18 protein-coding genes and 1 riboswitch are annotated in these 18539 nt (G+C 72.6%); of the genes, 8 read left to right on the top strand and 10 right to left on the bottom strand.

Features of this window, described 5'->3' with window-relative positions:
- Nucleotides 1–11: 11 nt before the first annotated feature.
- Together AC068A_RS11585 and AC068A_RS11580 are read right to left on the bottom strand one after the other, a co-directional pair.
- Nucleotides 12–1415 carry an outer membrane protein assembly factor BamB family protein gene (locus AC068A_RS11585; protein ID WP_478583796.1) on the bottom strand — a complete coding sequence of 468 codons (1404 nt, stop codon included), beginning with the start codon at nt 1413–1415 and terminating at the stop codon, nt 12–14.
- A 372-nt stretch (nt 1416–1787) separates the two neighbouring features.
- A complete protein-coding gene (locus AC068A_RS11580) occupies nt 1788–2387 on the bottom strand; it encodes a phosphoribosylanthranilate isomerase (RefSeq protein WP_478583795.1) in 600 nt (199 codons plus the stop codon).
- A gap of 58 nt (nt 2388–2445) precedes the next feature.
- On the opposite strand from AC068A_RS11580, the gene AC068A_RS11575 reads away from it, so the two are divergent.
- Together AC068A_RS11575 and AC068A_RS11570 are read left to right on the top strand one after the other, a co-directional pair.
- Entirely contained in the window at nt 2446–2877 is a 432-nt protein-coding gene (locus AC068A_RS11575; protein ID WP_478583793.1) for a GNAT family N-acetyltransferase, read from the top strand.
- 146 nt (nt 2878–3023) lie between these two features.
- Nucleotides 3024–3608, top strand: a complete 585-nt coding sequence (locus AC068A_RS11570) for a Uma2 family endonuclease (RefSeq protein ID WP_478583943.1) — start codon at nt 3024–3026, stop codon at nt 3606–3608.
- A gap of 79 nt (nt 3609–3687) precedes the next feature.
- On the opposite strand, the gene groL is transcribed toward AC068A_RS11570, so the two are convergent.
- The 4 genes from groL to thrC form a co-directional block, all read right to left on the bottom strand.
- Complete coding sequence (groL, locus tag AC068A_RS11565) at nt 3688–5307, bottom strand: chaperonin GroEL (RefSeq protein WP_179175858.1); 1620 nt, start codon at nt 5305–5307, stop codon at nt 3688–3690.
- 408 nt (nt 5308–5715) lie between these two features.
- Nucleotides 5716–5919 (bottom strand): cold-shock protein, encoded by a 204-nt coding sequence (locus AC068A_RS11560; protein WP_005315736.1) that lies wholly within the window; start codon nt 5917–5919, stop codon nt 5716–5718.
- Nucleotides 5920–6301: 382 nt separating this feature from the next.
- A complete protein-coding gene (locus tag AC068A_RS11555; protein ID WP_478583791.1) occupies nt 6302–6580 on the bottom strand; it encodes a MoaD/ThiS family protein in 279 nt (92 codons plus the stop codon).
- 35 nt (nt 6581–6615) lie between these two features.
- Nucleotides 6616–7944 carry a threonine synthase gene (gene thrC / locus AC068A_RS11550; protein WP_478583789.1) on the bottom strand — a complete coding sequence of 443 codons (1329 nt, stop codon included), beginning with the start codon at nt 7942–7944 and terminating at the stop codon, nt 6616–6618.
- 17 nt (nt 7945–7961) lie between these two features.
- A riboswitch (SAM riboswitch) is annotated at nt 7962–8115 on the bottom strand.
- Nucleotides 8116–8312: 197 nt separating this feature from the next.
- Between thrC and AC068A_RS11545 the strand changes: the two genes are divergently transcribed.
- Nucleotides 8313–9290 carry a glucosyl-3-phosphoglycerate synthase gene (locus AC068A_RS11545; protein WP_478583941.1) on the top strand — a complete coding sequence of 326 codons (978 nt, stop codon included), beginning with the start codon at nt 8313–8315 and terminating at the stop codon, nt 9288–9290.
- A 134-nt stretch (nt 9291–9424) separates the two neighbouring features.
- The gene (locus AC068A_RS11540) at nt 9425–10894 is read left to right on the top strand and encodes an alpha,alpha-trehalose-phosphate synthase (UDP-forming) (RefSeq protein WP_478583787.1); all 1470 of its coding nucleotides are present in this window, start codon (nt 9425–9427) and stop codon (nt 10892–10894) included.
- A 6-nt stretch (nt 10895–10900) separates the two neighbouring features.
- Here the strand turns inward: AC068A_RS11540 and otsB are convergent, their stop codons facing one another.
- The 3 genes from otsB to AC068A_RS11525 all read right to left on the bottom strand — a co-directional run bounded on the left by otsB (nt 10901) and on the right by AC068A_RS11525 (nt 13454).
- The gene (gene otsB, locus AC068A_RS11535; protein ID WP_478583785.1) at nt 10901–11749 is read right to left on the bottom strand and encodes a trehalose-phosphatase; all 849 of its coding nucleotides are present in this window, start codon (nt 11747–11749) and stop codon (nt 10901–10903) included.
- 90 nt (nt 11750–11839) lie between these two features.
- On the bottom strand, nt 11840–12076 hold the full coding sequence (locus AC068A_RS11530) for a DUF3263 domain-containing protein (RefSeq protein ID WP_478583783.1): 237 nt from the start codon (nt 12074–12076) through the stop codon (nt 11840–11842).
- Between the two features lie 85 nt (nt 12077–12161).
- Nucleotides 12162–13454 carry an extracellular solute-binding protein gene (locus tag AC068A_RS11525; RefSeq protein ID WP_478583782.1) on the bottom strand — a complete coding sequence of 431 codons (1293 nt, stop codon included), beginning with the start codon at nt 13452–13454 and terminating at the stop codon, nt 12162–12164.
- A 175-nt stretch (nt 13455–13629) separates the two neighbouring features.
- Here AC068A_RS11525 and AC068A_RS11520 point away from each other — a divergent pair, with 175 nt between their 5' ends.
- The 4 genes from AC068A_RS11520 (at nt 13630) to AC068A_RS11505 (ending at nt 17398) form a co-directional block, all read left to right on the top strand.
- Nucleotides 13630–14562, top strand: coding sequence for an ROK family protein (locus tag AC068A_RS11520; protein WP_478583939.1), 933 nt, complete (start codon nt 13630–13632; stop codon nt 14560–14562).
- Nucleotides 14562–15710, top strand: coding sequence for an N-acetylglucosamine-6-phosphate deacetylase (gene nagA / locus AC068A_RS11515; RefSeq protein WP_478583780.1), 1149 nt, complete (start codon nt 14562–14564; stop codon nt 15708–15710). The genes AC068A_RS11520 and nagA overlap by 1 nt, the downstream gene beginning before the upstream one ends.
- Nucleotides 15711–15881: 171 nt before the next feature.
- Complete coding sequence (locus AC068A_RS11510) at nt 15882–16802, top strand: 1-phosphofructokinase family hexose kinase (RefSeq protein ID WP_478583778.1); 921 nt, start codon at nt 15882–15884, stop codon at nt 16800–16802.
- 143 nt (nt 16803–16945) lie between these two features.
- On the top strand, nt 16946–17398 hold the full coding sequence (locus tag AC068A_RS11505; protein WP_478583776.1) for a spore-associated protein A: 453 nt from the start codon (nt 16946–16948) through the stop codon (nt 17396–17398).
- A 79-nt stretch (nt 17399–17477) separates the two neighbouring features.
- Here AC068A_RS11505 and AC068A_RS11500 read toward each other — a convergent pair whose 3' ends face one another.
- Nucleotides 17478–18479, bottom strand: a complete 1002-nt coding sequence (locus AC068A_RS11500; RefSeq protein WP_478583774.1) for a CBM35 domain-containing protein — start codon at nt 18477–18479, stop codon at nt 17478–17480.
- Between the last annotated feature and the right edge of the window lie 60 nt (nt 18480–18539).

The raw sequence follows: 18539 nt of genomic DNA, 5'->3' as shown, positions 1-18539 counted from the left end.
GGCAGGGCGTCTCACCAGCCGAAGGCCGGGGCCACGTCGAAGATCGGCGGCAGGCGACCGCCAGGGTCCAGGTTGACGAACGTCCTGCCGGAGAGGGCGATCGAGTCGCCCATCGGGAGGTCGCGGAGGACCGTCGACTCCCCCGACGGTGTCCCCGTACGCGGGTCCAGGTGCCACAGGTGCGTGTACGCGCCCTCCGTCACCACCCCGATCCGGCCGGCCAGGCCGACGTCCAGGGCGCGGACCCACGTGTCGTGCTCGAACGCCCGTGTCCACAGCAGACGGCCGTCCACCAGCGAGTACGCCTCCAGCACCTCCCGCTTCTCCCGCTCCGGAACCGCCACGAGCAGCACGTCCCCGACGACCCGCCGCTGCCCGCCCGTGGGTGGGATCCCCGGAGCCTCCGCCGCGTCCCCGCGCGGGCGACCCGCGTCGTCGAACAGCAGCAGCCGGTCGTCCGCGATGACCGCGGCCGGGACGGCCGACACGATGCGCGGGTACGCGGCCGGGAGCGGGGCCCGCCAGGCGACGGCGCCGGTACGGGCATCCAGCGCGAGCAGCTCGCGGCCCTGGTCCGAGCGGACCGTGGCCAGGACCCGGTCGGGCCCGGCGGCCACCTCCTGGACGACGGCACCGGGCCGGGTCAGCGGGGCACGCCAGCGTTCGGTGCCCTCGCGCAGGTCGTGGGCGAGGACCGCCCCCGCCGTCGCCGACACCGCGAGCGAGCCGCCCGCCGTGACCGTCCCCGCCGGGGCCGAGATGTCCTTCGACCACCGCTCCTTGCCCTCCGTGAGGTCCACCGCCGCGAGCCGGATCCCGCACGGGCCGCCGCCCGGCGCGGCCGTGGTGTAGGCGAGGATGCCCGTGCCGGACGGGGCGTCCGCACTCATCCCGCACACCTTGGTGCCCTCGGGCGCGGCGCGGCCCCAGCTGCGACGGCCCTCACCGTTGTAGGCGGTCAGGCCGTCCTCGCGGATCCGGACCACGAGCCCGGAGGAGCGGGGCCCCTCCCAGGAGCCGAGCGGCCTGCCGGCGCCGGACCCCTCGGGGACCTGATAGCCGAAGAGGTCCATGTGCGGGCCGCGCAGCCGCGAGAAGCCGTTCCAGGCGGGCCACAGCGCGGTGAACCCGACGGCGACCGCCACCAGCCAGCCGACCCAGGACCGCCAGGGGCGCCCGCGCTGGGCGGCCACCCACAGGGCGGCCGCGACGAGCCACGCGAGCACTGCGCACAGCATCAGCGCGCGCATGCCGCGCGGACAGCTGGTGCTGTTGCACGCGTCGCTGACCGCGTCGACGTTCGACACCTTCACGTACAGGACGGCGTACAGCACGGTGACGGCACTCGCCGCGCAGGCGGCGGCCAGCACGGCGTGGTCCCGGAGCCGCTTCGCGAGCGGCGGCCTGTTGTCCATGATCCCCCCTCGACCGCAGCCTAGCCGCCGCTCCGGACGGGCCTCCGGCGACTCCGGGTTCTGGCGGCTACCCCCGCTCCGGCACCGGAAATCCGGCGGTGTCCAACGTCAGCCGGAACGGTTCGGGAAGTTCCAGCTTCTCGCCGAACGCCACCCGGTCGGCGTGCCGGTACGCGCCTTTCCGAGGTCCCGTGAACAGGGTGCTGGTCGGGCCGTGCTTGTCGAAGCCGTCGATCAGGAGGTAGACGGGGACCGGCGCGTGGCCGTACGCATATGCCGAGGAGCGTACGCAGCCGGGCGCGCGGTGCAGCCGCTTTCCCCACCCGGATCGCCCCAACGGGTGGCCGGGGGGCCGCGTACGGGCCGGGCCCCCTACCCCCGGGCCGCGGCCAGGAAGGCGCGGATCAGCTCCGGGGACTTCACCCCCCGCTCCCGCTCGACGCCGCTGGACACGTCCACGCCCCACGCGCCCGTGGTCTCCACGGCCTCGCGGACGTTGTCCGGGTTCAGGCCGCCGGCCAGCACCCAGTGGCCGCGGGGGGCGGTGAAGTCCGCGGCGGCCCAGTTCCACGGCTTGCCGGAGCCGGGGTCGGGGGCGTCGATCAGGAGGAGGTCCTCGCCGTACTCCCCGCACCGCTCCACCCGCCGCGCGGTGGCCCGCAGCAGGGTGCGGCCCTCGGCGCGCAGGGCCTCGTAGTACTCCGGGCCCTCGTCCCCGTGCAGTTGCACGCCCCGGACCCCGCTCTCCTCCGTGAGCCGCCGGACCTCCTCGACCGGCTGGCCGCGGAACACGCCGACCGTGAGGACCCCGGCCGGGACCCGCGCGGCCAGTTCCCGGGCCTCGGCGGCGCCGATCGTACGGGGGCTGCCCGCGGCGAAGACGAACCCGACGGCATCGGCGCCGGCGGCCACGGCCACGTCGACGTCGTGCGCGGTCTTCAGACCGCAGACCTTCACGAAGAGATCGCTCATGCCCCCAGTGAAACAAATTCCGACGAGCCGGCCGGGGCGATCTTGAAGAATGAGCGCCATGACCGACACGACGCACACCCTCACCACCGGCGGCCCCGACTCCGGGCTCGACGAACGGCTCGGCAAGGAGCTGGATGCCTTCAACAAGGAGGCGGCCGGAGGGATCGCCCCCGCCGAGTTCACGGTCCGCGTGAACGACGCGGACGGCGAGCTGGTCGGCGGGCTCAGCGGCTGGAGCTGGGGCGACCGGGCGGGCATCGCGATGCTGTGGGTGCGGGAGGACAGCCGCCGCGACGGCTGGGGCGGCAAGCTCCTGGCCGCGGCGGAGGCGGAGGCCGCGGCCCGCGGCTGCCGCACGATCATGGTGTCCTCGTTCACCTTCCAGGCGCCGGCCTTCTACGCCCGCCACGGCTACGAGGAGACCACCCGCGTCCCCGGCTTCCCCGGCGGCCACGAGGACGTCCACTTCCTGAAGACCCTCCCCGCCTGAGCCACCACCCCGCACGATCCGGAGCGCCGCCCGCAGGGGTGGCGCTCCGCCCGTATCCGGGCACTGGGCTGCTCCGCCCCTAGCCTGGAATGTGCACGCCCCAGGGGCACGACCACCCCGATCCCGGGAGGACGACGGTGACGATCATGATCGAGCGGGAGACCCCCATAGAGACCCTGCCGCCGCCGACATTCGAGGACCTCCTGCGCACCGTCGAGGAGATGGACACGCCGGCCGGCTTCAAGGCCGAGCTGATCCGCGGGAAGATCATCGTGTCGCCGTGGCCCGAGCTGCGTTCCGCGCTCTGCCTGCGTGCGCTGCGTCGGCAGGTCGGGGCCCACGCCCCGGAGGGCCACATCGCGGACGCCGCCCCGATTCTGTTCCGCTTCCCGTCGGCCGGCCGCGCCTACGGGCCCGGCCTCTTCGCGGCCGACGGGGCCGCTTTCGAAGCCGAGGGCCGCAGTGCGGACGGGTCCGCCCTCTCGCTGGTCGCGGAGTTCACCTCCGCCTCGACCGGGGATGCGGACTGGCAGGAGAAGCTGGAGGTGTACGGCCGCCTGGTCCCGGTCTACCTGGTCGTCGACATGCAGGAGGCGGAGATCACCTGCTTCTCCGACCCCTCGCCGCACGGCTACCGCTCCCGGCAGACGGTGTCCTTCGGCAAGCCCTTGGTCGTCCCGGAGCCGTTCGGGTTCGCGCTCGACACCGCCGGGTTCGCCTCAGGGTCCTGAAACGCCCGAGGGCGGCACCCCCTCCGCGTGGGAAGGGGTGCCGCCCTCGGTCGAGAACAGCCGATCAGCGCGGGGCCGATCAGAAGTCCATGTCACCGCCCGGCATGCCGCCCGGAGCGGCGGCGGCCTTCTCCGGCTTGTCGGCGATGACGGCCTCGGTGGTCAGGAACAGCGCGGCGATCGACGCGGCGTTCTGCAGGGCGGAGCGGGTGACCTTCGCCGGGTCGATGATGCCCTCGGCGATCATGTCGACGTACTCGCCGGTCGCGGCGTTCAGGCCGTGGCCCGGGGTCAGGTTGCGCACCTTCTCCACCACGACGCCGCCCTCGAGGCCGGCGTTGACGGAAATCTGCTTCAGCGGGGCCTCGAGGGCCAGCTTGACGGCGGCGGCACCGGTGGCCTCGTCGCCCTCCAGCTCCAGCTTCTCGAAGACCGAGGAGGCCTGCAGCAGGGCCACGCCACCACCGGCGACGATGCCCTCCTCGACGGCGGCCTTCGCGTTGCGGACGGCGTCCTCGATGCGGTGCTTGCGCTCCTTGAGCTCGACCTCGGTCGCGGCACCGGCCTTGATGACGGCCACGCCGCCGGCCAGCTTCGCGAGGCGCTCCTGGAGCTTCTCGCGGTCGTAGTCCGAGTCGGAGTTCTCGATCTCGGCACGGATCTGGTTCACGCGACCGGCAACCTGGTCGCTGTCACCGGCACCGTCGACGATGGTGGTCTCGTCCTTGGTGATGACGACCTTGCGGGCGCGGCCCAGCAGGTCCAGGCCGGCGTTCTCCAGCTTGAGGCCGACCTCCTCGGAGATGACCGTGCCGCCCGTGAGGATGGCGATGTCGCCGAGCATGGCCTTGCGGCGGTCGCCGAAGCCCGGGGCCTTGACGGCGACGGACTTGAAGGTGCCGCGGATCTTGTTGACGACCAGGGTCGACAGGGCCTCGCCCTCGACGTCCTCGGCGATGATCAGCAGCGGCTTGCCGGACTGCATGACCTTCTCCAGCAGCGGAAGGAGGTCCTTCACGTTGCTGACCTTGGAGTTGACGATCAGGATGTACGGGTCGTCGAGGGACGCCTCCATACGCTCCATGTCGGTGGCGAAGTACGCCGAGATGTAGCCCTTGTCGAAGCGCATGCCCTCGGTGAGCTCCAGCTCCAGACCGAAGGTCTGGGACTCCTCGACGGTGATGACGCCTTCCTTGCCGACCTTGTCCATGGCCTCGGCGATCAGCTCGCCGATCTGGGTGTCAGCGGCGGAGATGGAGGCCGTGGAAGCGATCTGCTCCTTGGTCTCGACATCCTTCGCCTGCTCCAGCAGGGCGCCGGAGACGGCCTCGACGGCCTTCTCGATACCGCGCTTGAGGGCCATCGGGTTGGCGCCGGCGGCCACGTTGCGCAGACCCTCGCGGACGAGCGCCTGGGCCAGGACCGTGGCGGTGGTCGTACCGTCGCCCGCGACGTCGTCCGTCTTCTTGGCGACTTCCTTGACCAGCTCGGCGCCGATCTTCTCGTACGGGTCCTCGAGCTCGATCTCCTTGGCGATGGAGACACCATCGTTGGTGATCGTGGGGGCGCCCCACTTCTTCTCAAGGACGACGTTGCGACCCTTGGGGCCAAGGGTGACCTTGACGGCGTCGGCGAGCTGGTTCATGCCGCGCTCGAGACCGCGCCGGGCCTCCTCGTCGAACGCAATGATCTTGGCCATCTGAAGTGGTCCTCCAGGACTGGGGTTCCCCCTGCGCCGCCAGGCGCACGGGGAGGGTGGATTGCTCCGGACCGCGCCTGCGCCCGCGACGGACGGCCTGCGTGCCCGGCGGTTCCTTCCCGCCGGACGCTGCGGACCTCACCGACCCGGTCCCGTGTAGTAGCACTCTCCCCGGGAGAGTGCTAACGCCAATGATTAGCACTCGCCCCCCGAGAGTGCAAGCGGCTTCGGGCATCCCCGGCCACGCCGCCGGACACCGGCCGACCCGCCCCGCCCCGCCCCGGGAGCGCACGCACAGCACTCCGCCCCCGGGACAGGGCGCTCCACCCCAGGACGCACGAAGGGCCCGCACCCCTCCTCAGGATGCAGACCCTCGTGTACGCGTCGGTGCGGTCGATCGCGCCGGTCTCAGACGGCGAGCTTGACCATGTCCGCCTGCGGGCCCTTCTGGCCCTGCGAAATCTCGAACTCGACCCGCTGACCCTCTTCAAGGGTGCGGTACCCGTCCATCTGGATGGCGCTGTAGTGGACGAACACATCCGCACCACCGTCGACCGCGATGAAGCCGTAGCCCTTCTCCGCGTTGAACCACTTGACGGTGCCCTGAGCCATGCCTAACTCCCCTATTACTGGCCCTTGCGCAGGACCGCACTTCGCGGTCCCGGGTCAGAACTTGCGCCGGAACGCCTCGACCGCGGCTGAATGTATCTGCACCGGTGCTGTCTGCAACAGGTCAATCCGACGAGAATTCCGGTCACGCCGAAAGTGCCAAATAGGCCGAAAATTTATTACATTCCCGGGCAACTCGGACCCGGCATATCGCGCCAAAGCCCCATACCGCACGCGCACATTGACTCAATGTCACCCCTCACGCGGCCCGCTCATATGCGGCGGGCAAGAACAGCGGAGGGGGCTTCCCCAACTCTACCGCGCCCAACCAAGCAGAATTACCCCCTCCGCTTAATGCCGGAGGGGGTAATCCCTGTACGACGGATCAGCAGCCGCCGGCGACGGCCGGGATGATCGAGACGCCCGCACCGTCCGGGGTCGCCGCCTGCAGGCCGCCCTCGAAGCGCACGTCGTCGTCGTTGACGTACACGTTCACGAAGCGGCGCAGCCTGCCCTGGTCGTCCAGGACGCGCGCGGCGATGCCGGGGTGGTTCTCCTCCAGCGACTCGATCACCTCGGCGAGGGTCGCACCCTCGGCCCGGACCTCGGCCCGGCCGCCGGTGTAGGTGCGCAGGATGGTGGGGATGCGGACGTTGACGCTCATGGCGCTACTGCCTTTCCGGTAGAGCGGGGGGATGGTCAGGCCAGGCCGGCGGCGCGGAACGCGTCCAGGCTGGGGCGGATGGTGGCGGTCTGCCCGCTGTCCGCGGCCACCGCCTCCAGGGTCTTCAGGCCGTCACCCGTGTTGAGGACGACGGTGGTCAGCGCGGGGTCGAGCCGGCCGTCCTCGATGAGCTTCTTCGTCACGCCGACGGTCACGCCGCCCGCGGTCTCGGCGAAGATGCCCTCGGTCCGGGCCAGGATCTTGATGGCCTCGACGACCTGCTCGTCCGTCACGTCCTCGACGTAGCCGCCGGTGCGGCGCGCGATGTCCAGGACGTACGGGCCGTCGGCCGGGTTGCCGATGGCGAGCGACTTGGCGATCGTGTTCGGCTTCTGCGGGCGGACCACGTCGTGGCCGGCCTTGAAGGCGGTCGACACCGGGGAGCAGCCCTCGGCCTGCGCACCGAAGATCCGGTACGGCTTTTCCTCGACCAGGCCGAGCCTGATCAGCTCCTGCAGGCCCTTGTCGATCTTCGTCAGCTGGGAGCCGGAGGCGATCGGGACGACGATCTGGTCGGGCAGCTGCCAGCCGAGCTGCTCGCAGATCTCGTACGCGAGCGTCTTGGAGCCCTCGCCGTAGTACGGGCGCAGGTTCACGTTGACGAAGCCCCAGCCCTCGCCCAGCGGGTCGCCGATGAGCTCCGAGCAGAACCGGTTCACGTCGTCGTAGTTGCCCTCGATGCCGACCAGGTCGCCGCCGTACACGCCGGCCATGACGACCTTGCCCTGCTCCAGGTCGTGCGGGATGAACACGCAGGAGCGGAAGCCGGCCCGGGCGGCCGCGGCGCCCACGGCGCCGGCCAGGTTGCCGGTGGAGGAGCAGGAGAGCGTGGTGAAGCCGAAGGCCCGGGCGGCCTCGACGGCGATCGCGACGACGCGGTCCTTGAAGGAGTGCGTCGGGTTGCCGGAGTCGTCCTTGACGTACAGCTTGCCGGTGACGCCGAGCTCCTTGGCCAGGTTCTCGGCGTCGACGAGCTTGGTGAAGCCCGGGTTCAGACTGGGCTTGCCGGCCACGTCGGCGGGGACGGGCAGCAGCGGGGCGTACCGCCAGATGTTGTTCGGACCGGCCTCGATCGCGGCGCGCAGGGCCTCGGCGTCTTCCGCCGACCCGGTGCCGGCCGGGAACTCGTACGCGACCTCCAGCGGGCCGAAGCACTCGACGCAGGCGAAGACGGGGCCGAGCTCGAACCGGGTACCGCACTCCCGACACGACAGGGCCGAGGCGGGGCCGAGGTCCACGGCGGGCGCAGCGGCGGAGGGTACGGCGGCAGCGGGGGCGGCGGGGGCAACGGTCTGTGCAGCCATGATGGCGAGGCCCTTTCTCCTCATCTTCCTCATGGCGCATTTCGCCACGAGACGGAATTGGCACCTTCCCTAGCCGGGGACCTCGCTGCTGCTGCACGCAGTCGCGGGAAACCGACTGGAGGGTTGCCGGGGCTTCAACGGGCCGTGTCCCTCTGCCCCTCTGGATGAGCGGTATGGCGCCGGTTCCGCGCGCTCGTGGCGCGCCGACGCGTTTGTCCGCGGGACCCCCGGCATGCGGCGGTCCTTCGCGTTGTTCAAGACTGTAACCGAAGGCTCGGGCCGTTGAGACAGCTGTCCGATGCGCGAGATGGATCGCTTTTCGGCCGGAACAGCCGGGCAAGCAGCCGAGGAAACAGGGAGTGCCGAACGTGCTGGAAGAGGTGGAGCGCTGGCTCGCGGACCGCTCCTGGTCCGTTGCCGACCGACCGCTCGACCAGCTCCTCGCCGCGAAACGGGCGTCGGGCACCACGGTCAGCGTCGTCCTGCCGGCGCTCGACGAGGAGGCGACGGTCGGCGCGATCGTCGAGGTGATCCGGCGCGATCTCGTCGACGGGCCGGCCTTCCCGCTCGTCGACGAACTGGTCGTCGTCGACTCCGGCTCCACCGACCGGACCGCCGAGGTCGCCGCGAAGGCCGGCGCCCGCGTGGTCCACCGCGACGCGATCCTGCCCCGCATCCCGGCCGTGCGCGGCAAGGGCGAGGTGCTGTGGCGCTCGCTGCTGGCCACCACCGGCGACATCGTCTGCTTCATCGACGCGGACCTGCGGGACTTCTCGGCCGCCTTCGTCACCGGGGTCGTCGGCCCGCTGCTGACCGAGCCGGATGTGCAGTTCGTCAAGGCGATGTACGACCGCCCGCTCGGCGACGCCCCCGGGCAGGGCGGCCGGGTCACCGAGCTCGTCGCCCGGCCCCTGCTCAACCTGCACTGGCCGCAGCTGGCCGGCTTCGTCCAGCCGCTGGGCGGGGAGTACGCCGCCCGCCGCTCGCTGCTGGAGCGGCTGCCCTTCCCCGTCGGCTACGGCGTCGAGCTGGGCCTTCTGGTGGACGCGCTGCACACGGTCGGGCTGGACGCCCTCGCCCAGGTGGACGTCGGCGTACGGCTGCACCGCCACCAGGACGGGCAGGCGCTCGGCCGGATGGCCGCGGCGATCTACCGGACGGCGCAGCTGCGGCTCTCGCGCGGGCACTCCCCCAGCTACCGCTGGGGGTACCCCCAGGTGCGGCCGGTGCTGACGCAGTTCGAGCGCGGGCCGGACGGGTTCGAGCCGCGCACCCACGCGGTGGACACCGACGAGCGGCCGCCGATGGCGGAGATCGAGGAGTACGCCGTCCGGCGCGTCGCATGACCGCATCGCACGGCCGCGTCGCACGGCCGCATCGCAGAACGGCGGGCGTCAAGACGGTGTCAGGCGCGCCTCAGGCACACACCGGGGGTGAGAACGGACGTTTGAGCCGGGGCGGACCGGGCTAGGTTCGCCGCATGGCTTCCCACGTTCTCGTCGCAGCCAACCGCGGTCCGCTCTCCTACGCCCTCGACGCCGACGGCACCCTCGGCGCCCGGCGCGGCGGGGGCGGCCTCGTCTCCGGCCTGTCGGTCGCGCTCGCCGAGCAGCCGGACGCGCTGTGGATCTGCGCCGCCCTGTCGGACGCGGACCGCGAGGCCGTCCGCCGGGGCGTCGCCGAGCCGGGCGTGCGGATGCTGGACATCGACCCGGCCGTGTACGACGCGGCCTACAACGGCATCGCGAACTCGGTCCTCTGGTTCACCCACCACCACCTGTACGACATCCCGCGCACCCCCGTCTTCGACGCGGCCTTCCGGCGCCAGTGGGCGTCGTACACCGCCTACAACCGGGCCTTCGCCGAGGCCCTGGCCGGGGCGGCGGCGCACGACGCCTGCGTGCTCGTGCAGGACTACCACCTGGCACTGGTGCCGGGGCTGCTGCGCGAGCTGCGGCCCGACCTGCGGATCGCGCACTTCACGCACACGCCGTGGGCGTCCTGGGAGTTCCTGACCATGCTGCCCGACGACATCCGGCGGGAGCTGCTGTGGGGCATGCTCGGGGCGGACCTGCTGGGCTTCCACACCTGGGCCTGGGCGCACGCCTTCCTCGACTGCGCCCGCCTCGACGACGAGCGGGGCACGGCCGAGCCGCTCCTCCCCGCGGGGGCGGGCGGCGAGCGGTACGTCCGCAAGGCCATGCTCGGCCCGGTGCGGCACCGGCGCACCGACGTCGCCGTCTACCCGCTGGGCGTGGACGGCGACGAGCTGCGCCGACTCGCGCACCGGCCGGAGGTCGACGACCGGCTGGCGGCGCTGCGGGCCGAGGTCGGGGACTGCAAGACGATCGTCCGGGTGGACCGGACGGAACTGTCGAAGAACATCGTGCGCGGGCTGCTCGCCTACCGGGAGCTACTGGCCGCGCACCCGCAGTGGCGCGGGCGGGTGGTCCACCTGGCCTCCGCGTACCCGTCGCGGCAGGACCTTGGGGTCTACCGGTCGTACACGGCGGCCGTACGGGATCTGGCCGCGGAGATCAACGCGGAGTTCGGCACGGAGGAGTGGCAGCCGGTGCTGCTGTCGGTGCAGGACGACTTCGCCCGGTCCCTGGCGGCGTACCGGCTGGCCGACGTGGCGCTCGTCAACCCCGTGCGGGACGGGATGAACCTCGTCGCGAAGGAGATCCCGGTGGCGTCGGAGCAGGCCTGCGCGCTGGTGCTGTCCACCGGGGCGGGGGCGTACGGGGAGCTGCGGGACGATGCGGTGACGGTGAACCCGTACGACGTGACGGAGACGGCGGAGGCCTTGCACACGGCGCTGTCGATGCCGGCGGGCGAGCGGCTGGAGCGCGTGAAGCGGCTGGCCGCGGCCGCCACCGCGCTCCCGCCGGCGCAGTGGTTCGCGGCCCAGCTGGCCGCCCTCCGGGCCGTCGCCGGCCCGCGCCCCTGACCGGGGTCAGGGGCGGAGGGCCTCGGCCAGGGTGCTCAGGAACGTGGTGATGGCGGCGGGGCCGGGGAGGACCAGGTCGGCCCGGGAGGCCAGTTCCGGGACCTCCTCCGAGCCGCTGCACACCAGAAGGCCCGGCAGACCCTCGGCCCTGCGCTTTTCGACGGCCGCGTACGCCGCGAGGTCGCCGAGGTCGTCCCCGGCGTAGACCACGGCCTCGGCGCCCGTCTCCTCCAGGTACTCGGTCAGGGCGACGCCCTTGTCCATGCCCGGCGGCCGCAGCTCCAGCACGGCCCGCCCCGGCTCCACGATCAGCCCGTGCCGGGCGGCCAGCCCGGCCAGCGGCTCGCGGAGCGCGGCGAAGGCGGCGGCCGGGTCCTCGGCGCGGCGGGTGTGGACGGCGAGGGCGCGGCCCTTCTCCTCGATCCACGTGCCCTGCCAGGCGCCTATGGAGTCCAGGAACCCGGGCAGCTCGGCCCGTACGGCCGCCACCCCGGGGTGCTCGGCGGGCGTGTGGACGATGCCGGTGACGGCGTCCCAGTGCTCGGCCCCGTAGTGGCCGAGGACGACGAGGTGCTCCAGGCCCGGCACCCCGGCGAAGCCCCCGAGCCGGACGGCGACGCCCGCCGGACGGCCGGTGATCACGGCCACCGAGGCGACCTCGGGGGCGAGGGCGGCGAGGGCGGGGACGGCGGCGGGATGGGCGCGCGCCTGGTCCGGGTCGGGGACGATCTCGGCGAGGGTGCCGTCGAAGTCGAGGGCGACCACGCTGCGGCGCGGTGCGCGGAGCAGGGCCGCGAGTCCCTCGCGGCCGGCGGCGGTGACGGGCATCGGCAGGTCGTGCGGATGGCTCCCCATGGGCACGACCCTAACGGGCCCGGGCGGGCCACGGCTACGGCGCACAGGGACTCGTACCGGGACGGGGGGCGGGCACTCGGGCGGTGCGCGTCAGCGGCGGGCGCGCTGCGCCTCGCGGATGCGGCGGAGCCGGTTCACGGTGCCCGGGGCGTGGGCGAGGGCCCGCGGGTCGTCCATCAGCGCGTTGAGCAGCTGGTAGTAGCGGACCGGGGTCATCCCCAGCCCTTCGCGTATCGCCCGCTCCTTGGCCCCGGGCCCCTGCCAGGTGCGTCCCTCGTACGCGAGCACCGCGGCCTCGGTGGCCGTCAGCTGCCCGTCGTCCGTCATACGGCCAGATTAACGCCGCCCACCGACACCCACGGGGCCGCCAAGCTCGGGTGGGTGTCGGTGGGCGGGGGTCGAAAGCCGCCGGTCAGCGGTTGTCGGCCGTACGGGCCTGCGTGGCGATGTCCTCCAGGACCCGCTGCGGCTGGCCGTTCGGCTGTACGGCCCGGCCGATGTTCTGCTTGATGCTCTCGCTCACGCCGGCCCAGGACTTCTTGCCGACCGGGTACAGCCGCGAGTTCGGCAGGGCCGTGAGGAAGGTCTTCATCTGCGCCGAGGAGCCGCCGGTGCTCGCCTCCATCGCCCGGTAGCCGCTCGTGGTGACCGGCAGCAGGTCGTACTTCTTGGTGAAGGCCGTCTGGTTCTTCGACTCGTAGAGGTAGTCGAGGAACTTCCCGGTCTGCGCGCGGTGCCCGTTCTTGAAGGCCATCACCCAGTCCGCGACGCCCATCGCCGGCTGGTCGGTGCCGTCGACGGTCGGCAGCGGCACCATGCCGAACTTCACGCCCTTGGCCGCGGCCTGCTTCATCAGGGTCGGGTGGCCGTTGAGCATGCCGACCTCGCCGCGGGTGAAGGCCTCGAAGGCGGCCTGCCGGTCGGTCTTGCCGGGTTCCGTCGGACCGGTCAGGCCCTGGCCGACCAGCTTGTCGCGCAGGAACTCGAAGGTCTTGACGTTGGCCTGGGCGTCGATCGCGTACGCCTCCTCGTTGTCGGTGTAGCCGCCTCCGCCCGCGAGCAGCCACTGCATCGTCTCGGCCTGCGCCTCCTCGCGGCCCAGCGGCAGGGCGAAGGGGGTGGGGACGCCCGCGCCCTTGAGCTTCTTCGCGGCGGCCTCCAGGTCGGCCCAGGTCTTGGGCTGCCAGCCGCCCTTGGCGTCCTTGGCGATTACCCCGGCGTCGGCGAGCAGCTTCTCGTTGTAGAAGAGCAGGCGGGTGCTGGCGACGAACGGCATGCCGTACTGGGTCCGGCGGATCTTGCCGGCGTCCGCGAGCGGCGCGAGGAAGTCGGCCTCGGTCTTCACCGAGAGGAGCTCCTCGGCCGTGTACAGCTTGCCCGCGGCCGCGTAGTCGGCGTAGGCGCCGATCTGGGCGATGTCGGGGGCCTTTCCGGCCTTGGCCATCGCGGCGACCTTGGCGTCGACCTCGGACCAGTTGTAGACGCTGACCTCGACCTTGATATCGGGGTGGTCCCTCTCGAAGCCGGCCGCGAGGTCCTTCCAGTAGGACGTCGAGGAGTTCTGCGGATTGTCCCCGTAGTCGGCCGCCACGACCCGGAGGGTCACCTCGTTGTCCCCGGTGACGCTTCCGCATCCGGTCAGTGCCGCCGCGGCCAGGCTCAGTGCGGCTCCGGTTGCGGCCAGACGCAGGTAACGGCCCTTCACAGTTCTCGATCCACCCCAGGTTGTACGTACGATCCACGTAAGGTCTACACCACTTTGGCGCCTCCTCCACATTCGGGGCCGCGCCGGGGCTGAATTTGTATGGCGACTCAACAATCCCCTCCAATGGACTAGACCTTTCCGGACCGAGCGAGCGAGACTGTCACCTGTGAAACCCGTGAAACACGTCATCGCCCTCGATGTGGGCGGCACCGGGATCAAGGCCGCCCTCATCGCCGAGGACGGCAGCCTGCTCCACGAAGCGCGCCGCGCCACCGGCCGCGACCGGGGCCCCGACGCCGTCGTCGAGACGATCCTGGACTTCGCCGCCGAGCTGCACGCGCTCGGCCGCGAGCGCTTCGGGGCGGCCGCCTCCGCGGTCGGCGTCGCCGTGCCCGGCATCGTCGACGCCGAGGGCGGGACCGCCGTCTACGCGGCCAACCTCGGCTGGCGCGACGTGCCGATGCGCGAGCTGCTGACCGGCCGGCTCGGCTCCCTTCCCGTGGCCCTGGGCCACGACGTGCGGACGGGCGGACTCGCCGAGGGCCGGATCGGGGCCGGCCGGGGCACCGACCGCTTCCTGTTCGTCCCGCTCGGCACCGGCATCGCCGGCGCCATCGGCATCGCCGGCCGCATCGAGGCCGGCGCCCACGGCTGTGCCGGCGAGATCGGCCACATCGTGGTCCGCCCCGGCGGCCTCCCCTGCGGCTGCGGGCAGCGCGGCTGCCTGGAGACCCTGGCCTCCGCCTCCGCCGTGAGCCGTGCCTGGGCGGCCGCCTGCGGCATCCCGGACGCGGACGCCGCGGACTGCGCGAAGGCCGTCGTGTCCGGCGACGCGGCGGCCCGCGAGGTGTGGCTCACGGCCGTCGGCGCGCTCGCCGACGGCCTGGTCACGGCGATCACCCTGCTGGACCCGAGCACGCTGATCATCGGTGGCGGGCTCGCCGAGGCGGGGGAAACCCTGTTCACACCGCTCCGGGCGGCCGTCGAGGAGCGCGTGACGTTCCAGCGGCTTCCGGACATCGTCCCGGCGGCCCTCGGGGACACCGCCGGATGCCTGGGCGCAGGGCTGCTCGCCCGGGACCTACTCGCCACGGAGGTACCTGCCTGATGGCCGGAAGCGCACACAGCACCGTTCTCTCCGGCGCCCGGGTGGTGCTGCCCACCGGGATCGTGGCAGGCGGGCGCGTCATCGTGGAGGGCGACCGGATCGCCGGCAGCGCCCACGAGAACGCGGCCGTCGTCGACCTGTCCGGACACTGGCTCGTCCCCGGCTTCGTGGACATGCACAACCACGGGGGCGGCGGCGCCTCCTTCACCTCCGGCACCGCCGAGGAGGTGCTGAGGGGCGTACGGACGCACCGCGAGCACGGCACCACCACGCTGGTCGCCTCCACCGTCACCGGCGGTCTGGACGAACTGGCCCGCCGCGCCGGGCTGCTCGCCGAGCTGACGCAAGCGGGCGAGATCGCGGGCATCCACTTCGAGGGCCCGTTCATCAACCCCTGCCGCAAGGGCGCGCACAAGGAGGAGCTGCTGCGCGACCCCGACCCGGCCGAGGTGCGCAAGCTGGTCGACGCCGCCCACGGCGCCGCCCGCATGGTCACCCTCGCCACCGAGCTGCCGGGCGGGCTGGACTCCGTACGGCTGCTGGCCGAGCACGGGGTGATCGCCGCGATCGGGCACACCGACTCCACGTACGACCAGACCCGCCAGGCCATCGACGCGGGCGCCACCGTGGCCACCCACCTGTACAACGCGATGCCCGGCATGGAACACCGGGCGCCGGGCCCGATCGCCGCGCTGCTGGAGGACGAGCGGGTCACCGTCGAGCTGATCAACGACGGCACCCACCTGCACCCGGCGATGCTGGAGCTGGCCTTCCACCACGCCGGCGCCCACCGCGTCGCCCTGATCACCGACGCCATGGACGCGGCCGGCTTCGGGGACGGGATCTACCACCTCGGGCCGCTGGAGGTGGAGGTGAAGCAGGGCGTGGCGCGGCTCGTCGAGGGCGGTTCGATCGCGGGCTCCACGCTGACCCTGGACACGGCGTTCAAGCGCTCGGTGACCCTGGACCGGCTGCCCGTCGAGTCCGTGGTCCAGGCGATCTCCGCCAACCCGGCCAAACTGCTCGGCCTGTACGACCGGGTGGGCTCGCTGGAGCCGGGCAAGTACGCCGACCTGGTCGTCCTGAATGCCGCGTTCGACCTGAAGGGGGTCATGCGGCGCGGCGAATGGATCGTCAACCCGCTGTAGGAGCCGGTGCGGCAACACCGGTGCGGTGCGGCACCGGCGCGGCGCGGCGGTGGGCCGCCGATCGGGGGTACCGGGCAGCGGAGGCGGGGGCGGACGGCCCGCAGGACTGGGCCGCCCGCCCCGTCTTTGACATGATCCCGGCACACACCGAGACCGGGACCTGAAAAGACCATGATCCTGACCGTGACGCTCAACACCGCACTCGACGTCACCCACCGCGTATCGAGGCTGATTCCGCACACCACGCACCGGGTCACCGCCGTGGCCGAGCGGCCCGGAGGCAAGGGCCTCAACGTGGCCCGCGTGCTGGCCGCGCTGGGCCGGCCGGTGACGGCGACCGGCTTCGCGGGCGGTCGCACGGGCGCGGCCGTACGCGAACTGCTCGCCGGCTGCCCCGGTGTGACCGACGCTCTGGTCCCCTGCGCGGGCACCACCCGGCGCACCCTGGCCGTGGTCGACGAGTCCTCGGGCGACACCACGCAGTTCAACGAGCCGGGCCCGCTGATCGGTTCCGGGGAGTGGGCGCAGTTCCTGGACCGGTACGAGGACCTGCTCGCCGGCGCCGAGGCGGTGGCCCTGTGCGGCAGCCTGCCGCCGGGCGTGCCGGTGGGCGCGTACGCCGTCCTCGTCCGCGCGGCCCGCGCGGCCGGCGTGCCGGTGCTCCTGGACACGAGCGGCGAGGCGCTGCGCCGCGGGATCGCCGCCCGTCCCGAGATGGTCAAGCCGAACGCCGCCGAACTCGCCGAACTGACCGGCTCCCGCGAGCCGGGCCAGGCCAGCCGCGACGCCCGGCGCCGGGGCGCGCACGCCGTGGTCACCTCGCTCGGCCCGGAGGGCCTGCTGGCCGCCACCGGCGAGGGCACCTGGCAGGCGGCCCCGCCCCGGGCCCTGTCCGGCAACCCGACCGGGGCCGGTGATTCCGCCGTGGCGGGCCTGCTGTCGGGTCTGGTCGAGGGCCTGGACTGGCCGGCCCGCCTGGCCCGCGCGGTGGCCCTCTCCGCAGCCACGGTCCTCGCCCCGGCGGCGGGGGAATTCGACCCCTGCACCTACGAGGAACTGCGGAAGACGGTCTCCGTCACAGGTCGCAGCTGACCACTCGGGGCAGGAGAGGCGGCTGAGTGGCCATCAGCAGCCTTCGGATCACGCGGACTTGAGGCACTCGCGGCGCCGCCGCCCCCTTCGGCACGTTTAGGATCACGGGGCAACTCGATCTTGAGCGAAGCAAGGCTGCACACATGAACCGAATCATCCGCACGCTCGCCGTCGCCGTCGGCACGGCGGCCCTCTCCACGCTGGCCGCGGTTCCCGCCCAGGCCGCGACGATCTCGGGGGGCTCCTGCGGCGCGGGCTACCGCTTGCAGGACGCATTCCCGCTCGGCCAGGAATTCCCCACCGGCTCCGGCGTCATATCCCTCTACTACAACAGCTCCACCGGGAAGAACTGCGCGATCCTCCGCCGCGACGCCAGGTTCACCGTCACCGACGGCATGGGCGTCACCCTGGAGGCCAGGGGCGGCGAGGTCGACACTGACGGCCAGCGGGCCTACACCCAGTTCGCGGGCCCGGTGTACGTCAACGCCCGCGGCAAGTGCGTCAAGGTCTCGGGCAACATCACGGGCATCTGGAAGGACGGCATCATGGCGAAGACGGACACGGGCGGCAGTCCCGGCTGGGTCCACTGCGGCTGAGGCCGGTTCGTGGAACGAAATCCGGCCCTGCCGCGTGTGCGGCAGGGCCGGACTCATAGCGGTCGGCGCCGGCGGCGGGTCAGCGCTTGACCCAGCCCTGGCCCAGCGAGAGCTGGTCGAAGATCGCCTCGCACTGGTTGCCGGCCTCACACGAGATTTTCATCGTGTTGGTGCCCTTCTTCAGGTTGATGAACGCGTAGGTGCGCGTCCAGCCCTTGTCCCAGGCACCGGCTTCGGCCTTGGCGAAGTTCGCCAGGTTCAGGGACTGCGTCGGGTTCTGGCCGTTGACCGTGAGGGTCACCTTGGCGTCCTTGCCGGGCACCGCGTAGTTCACGAAGAGCGTGTGGTCCCCGCCGTTCGGCAGGTCCACGGTCCAGGTCAGCGCCGCACCGGTCTGGTTGAAGTTGCCGACGTACTGGCCGCCGGCGCCCTTCCCGCCGGGCACCGCGTTCTGCAGCAGGGCACCGCCGGTCAGGGCCATGCCCGCGCCCGCAGCGTCCCCCTTCGGCAGCGGCACCTCGGGGGATGCCGAGGGGCTCGGGGCGCCCGAGGCTCCGGAGTTCTGCGGCTGCGGCTGCTGCTGGGTCTGCGTGCCGCCCTGGTCGGCGGTGTTCTTGCCCGCGTCCTTGTCGCCGAAGGCCAGGGCCGCGCCGATGCCGATCGCGACGGCGCCGACCACGGCGACGGCCGCGATGAGCAGGCCGCGCCGGCTGGAGCTGCTGCTGCCGCCGCCGCGCCCGCCGCGGCCGCCGCGGCTGCCGGAACCGCCGGCCTGCGCCTGCATCGACGCCGTGGGGGGCTGCTGCTGCGGCACGCCGTAGCCGCCCGCCTGCAGCGCCTCCGGGGCCTGGTACTGGGCCTGGTAGCCGGGCTGCTGCTGGGGCGGAACCTGGCCGCGCTGGCCGCCGTACGTCCGCTCGCCGACCGTGCGCACCTGGTTGTACGACGTGCGGGGGACACCGCGCGCCGCTCCGGACCCGGTTCCCGCAGCCTGACCGTCCGCGTAGAGGTAGCCGAACGGATCGTCGTCCTCGGGCTTGTTCGCCCCGCTGTTCGGGCCGTTGTTCGCGGGCGTCGTCATCGCAGGTCACTCCTTTCAATCCTGGGGAGCCTACCCCGAACACGTGCGCCCCCGGGCGGC

Source organism: Streptomyces sp. NPDC043854 (genome assembly GCF_056436005.1).
The sequence above is the reverse complement of the archived record's forward strand: the minus strand, read 5'-3'. Positions and strand labels throughout refer to the sequence as shown.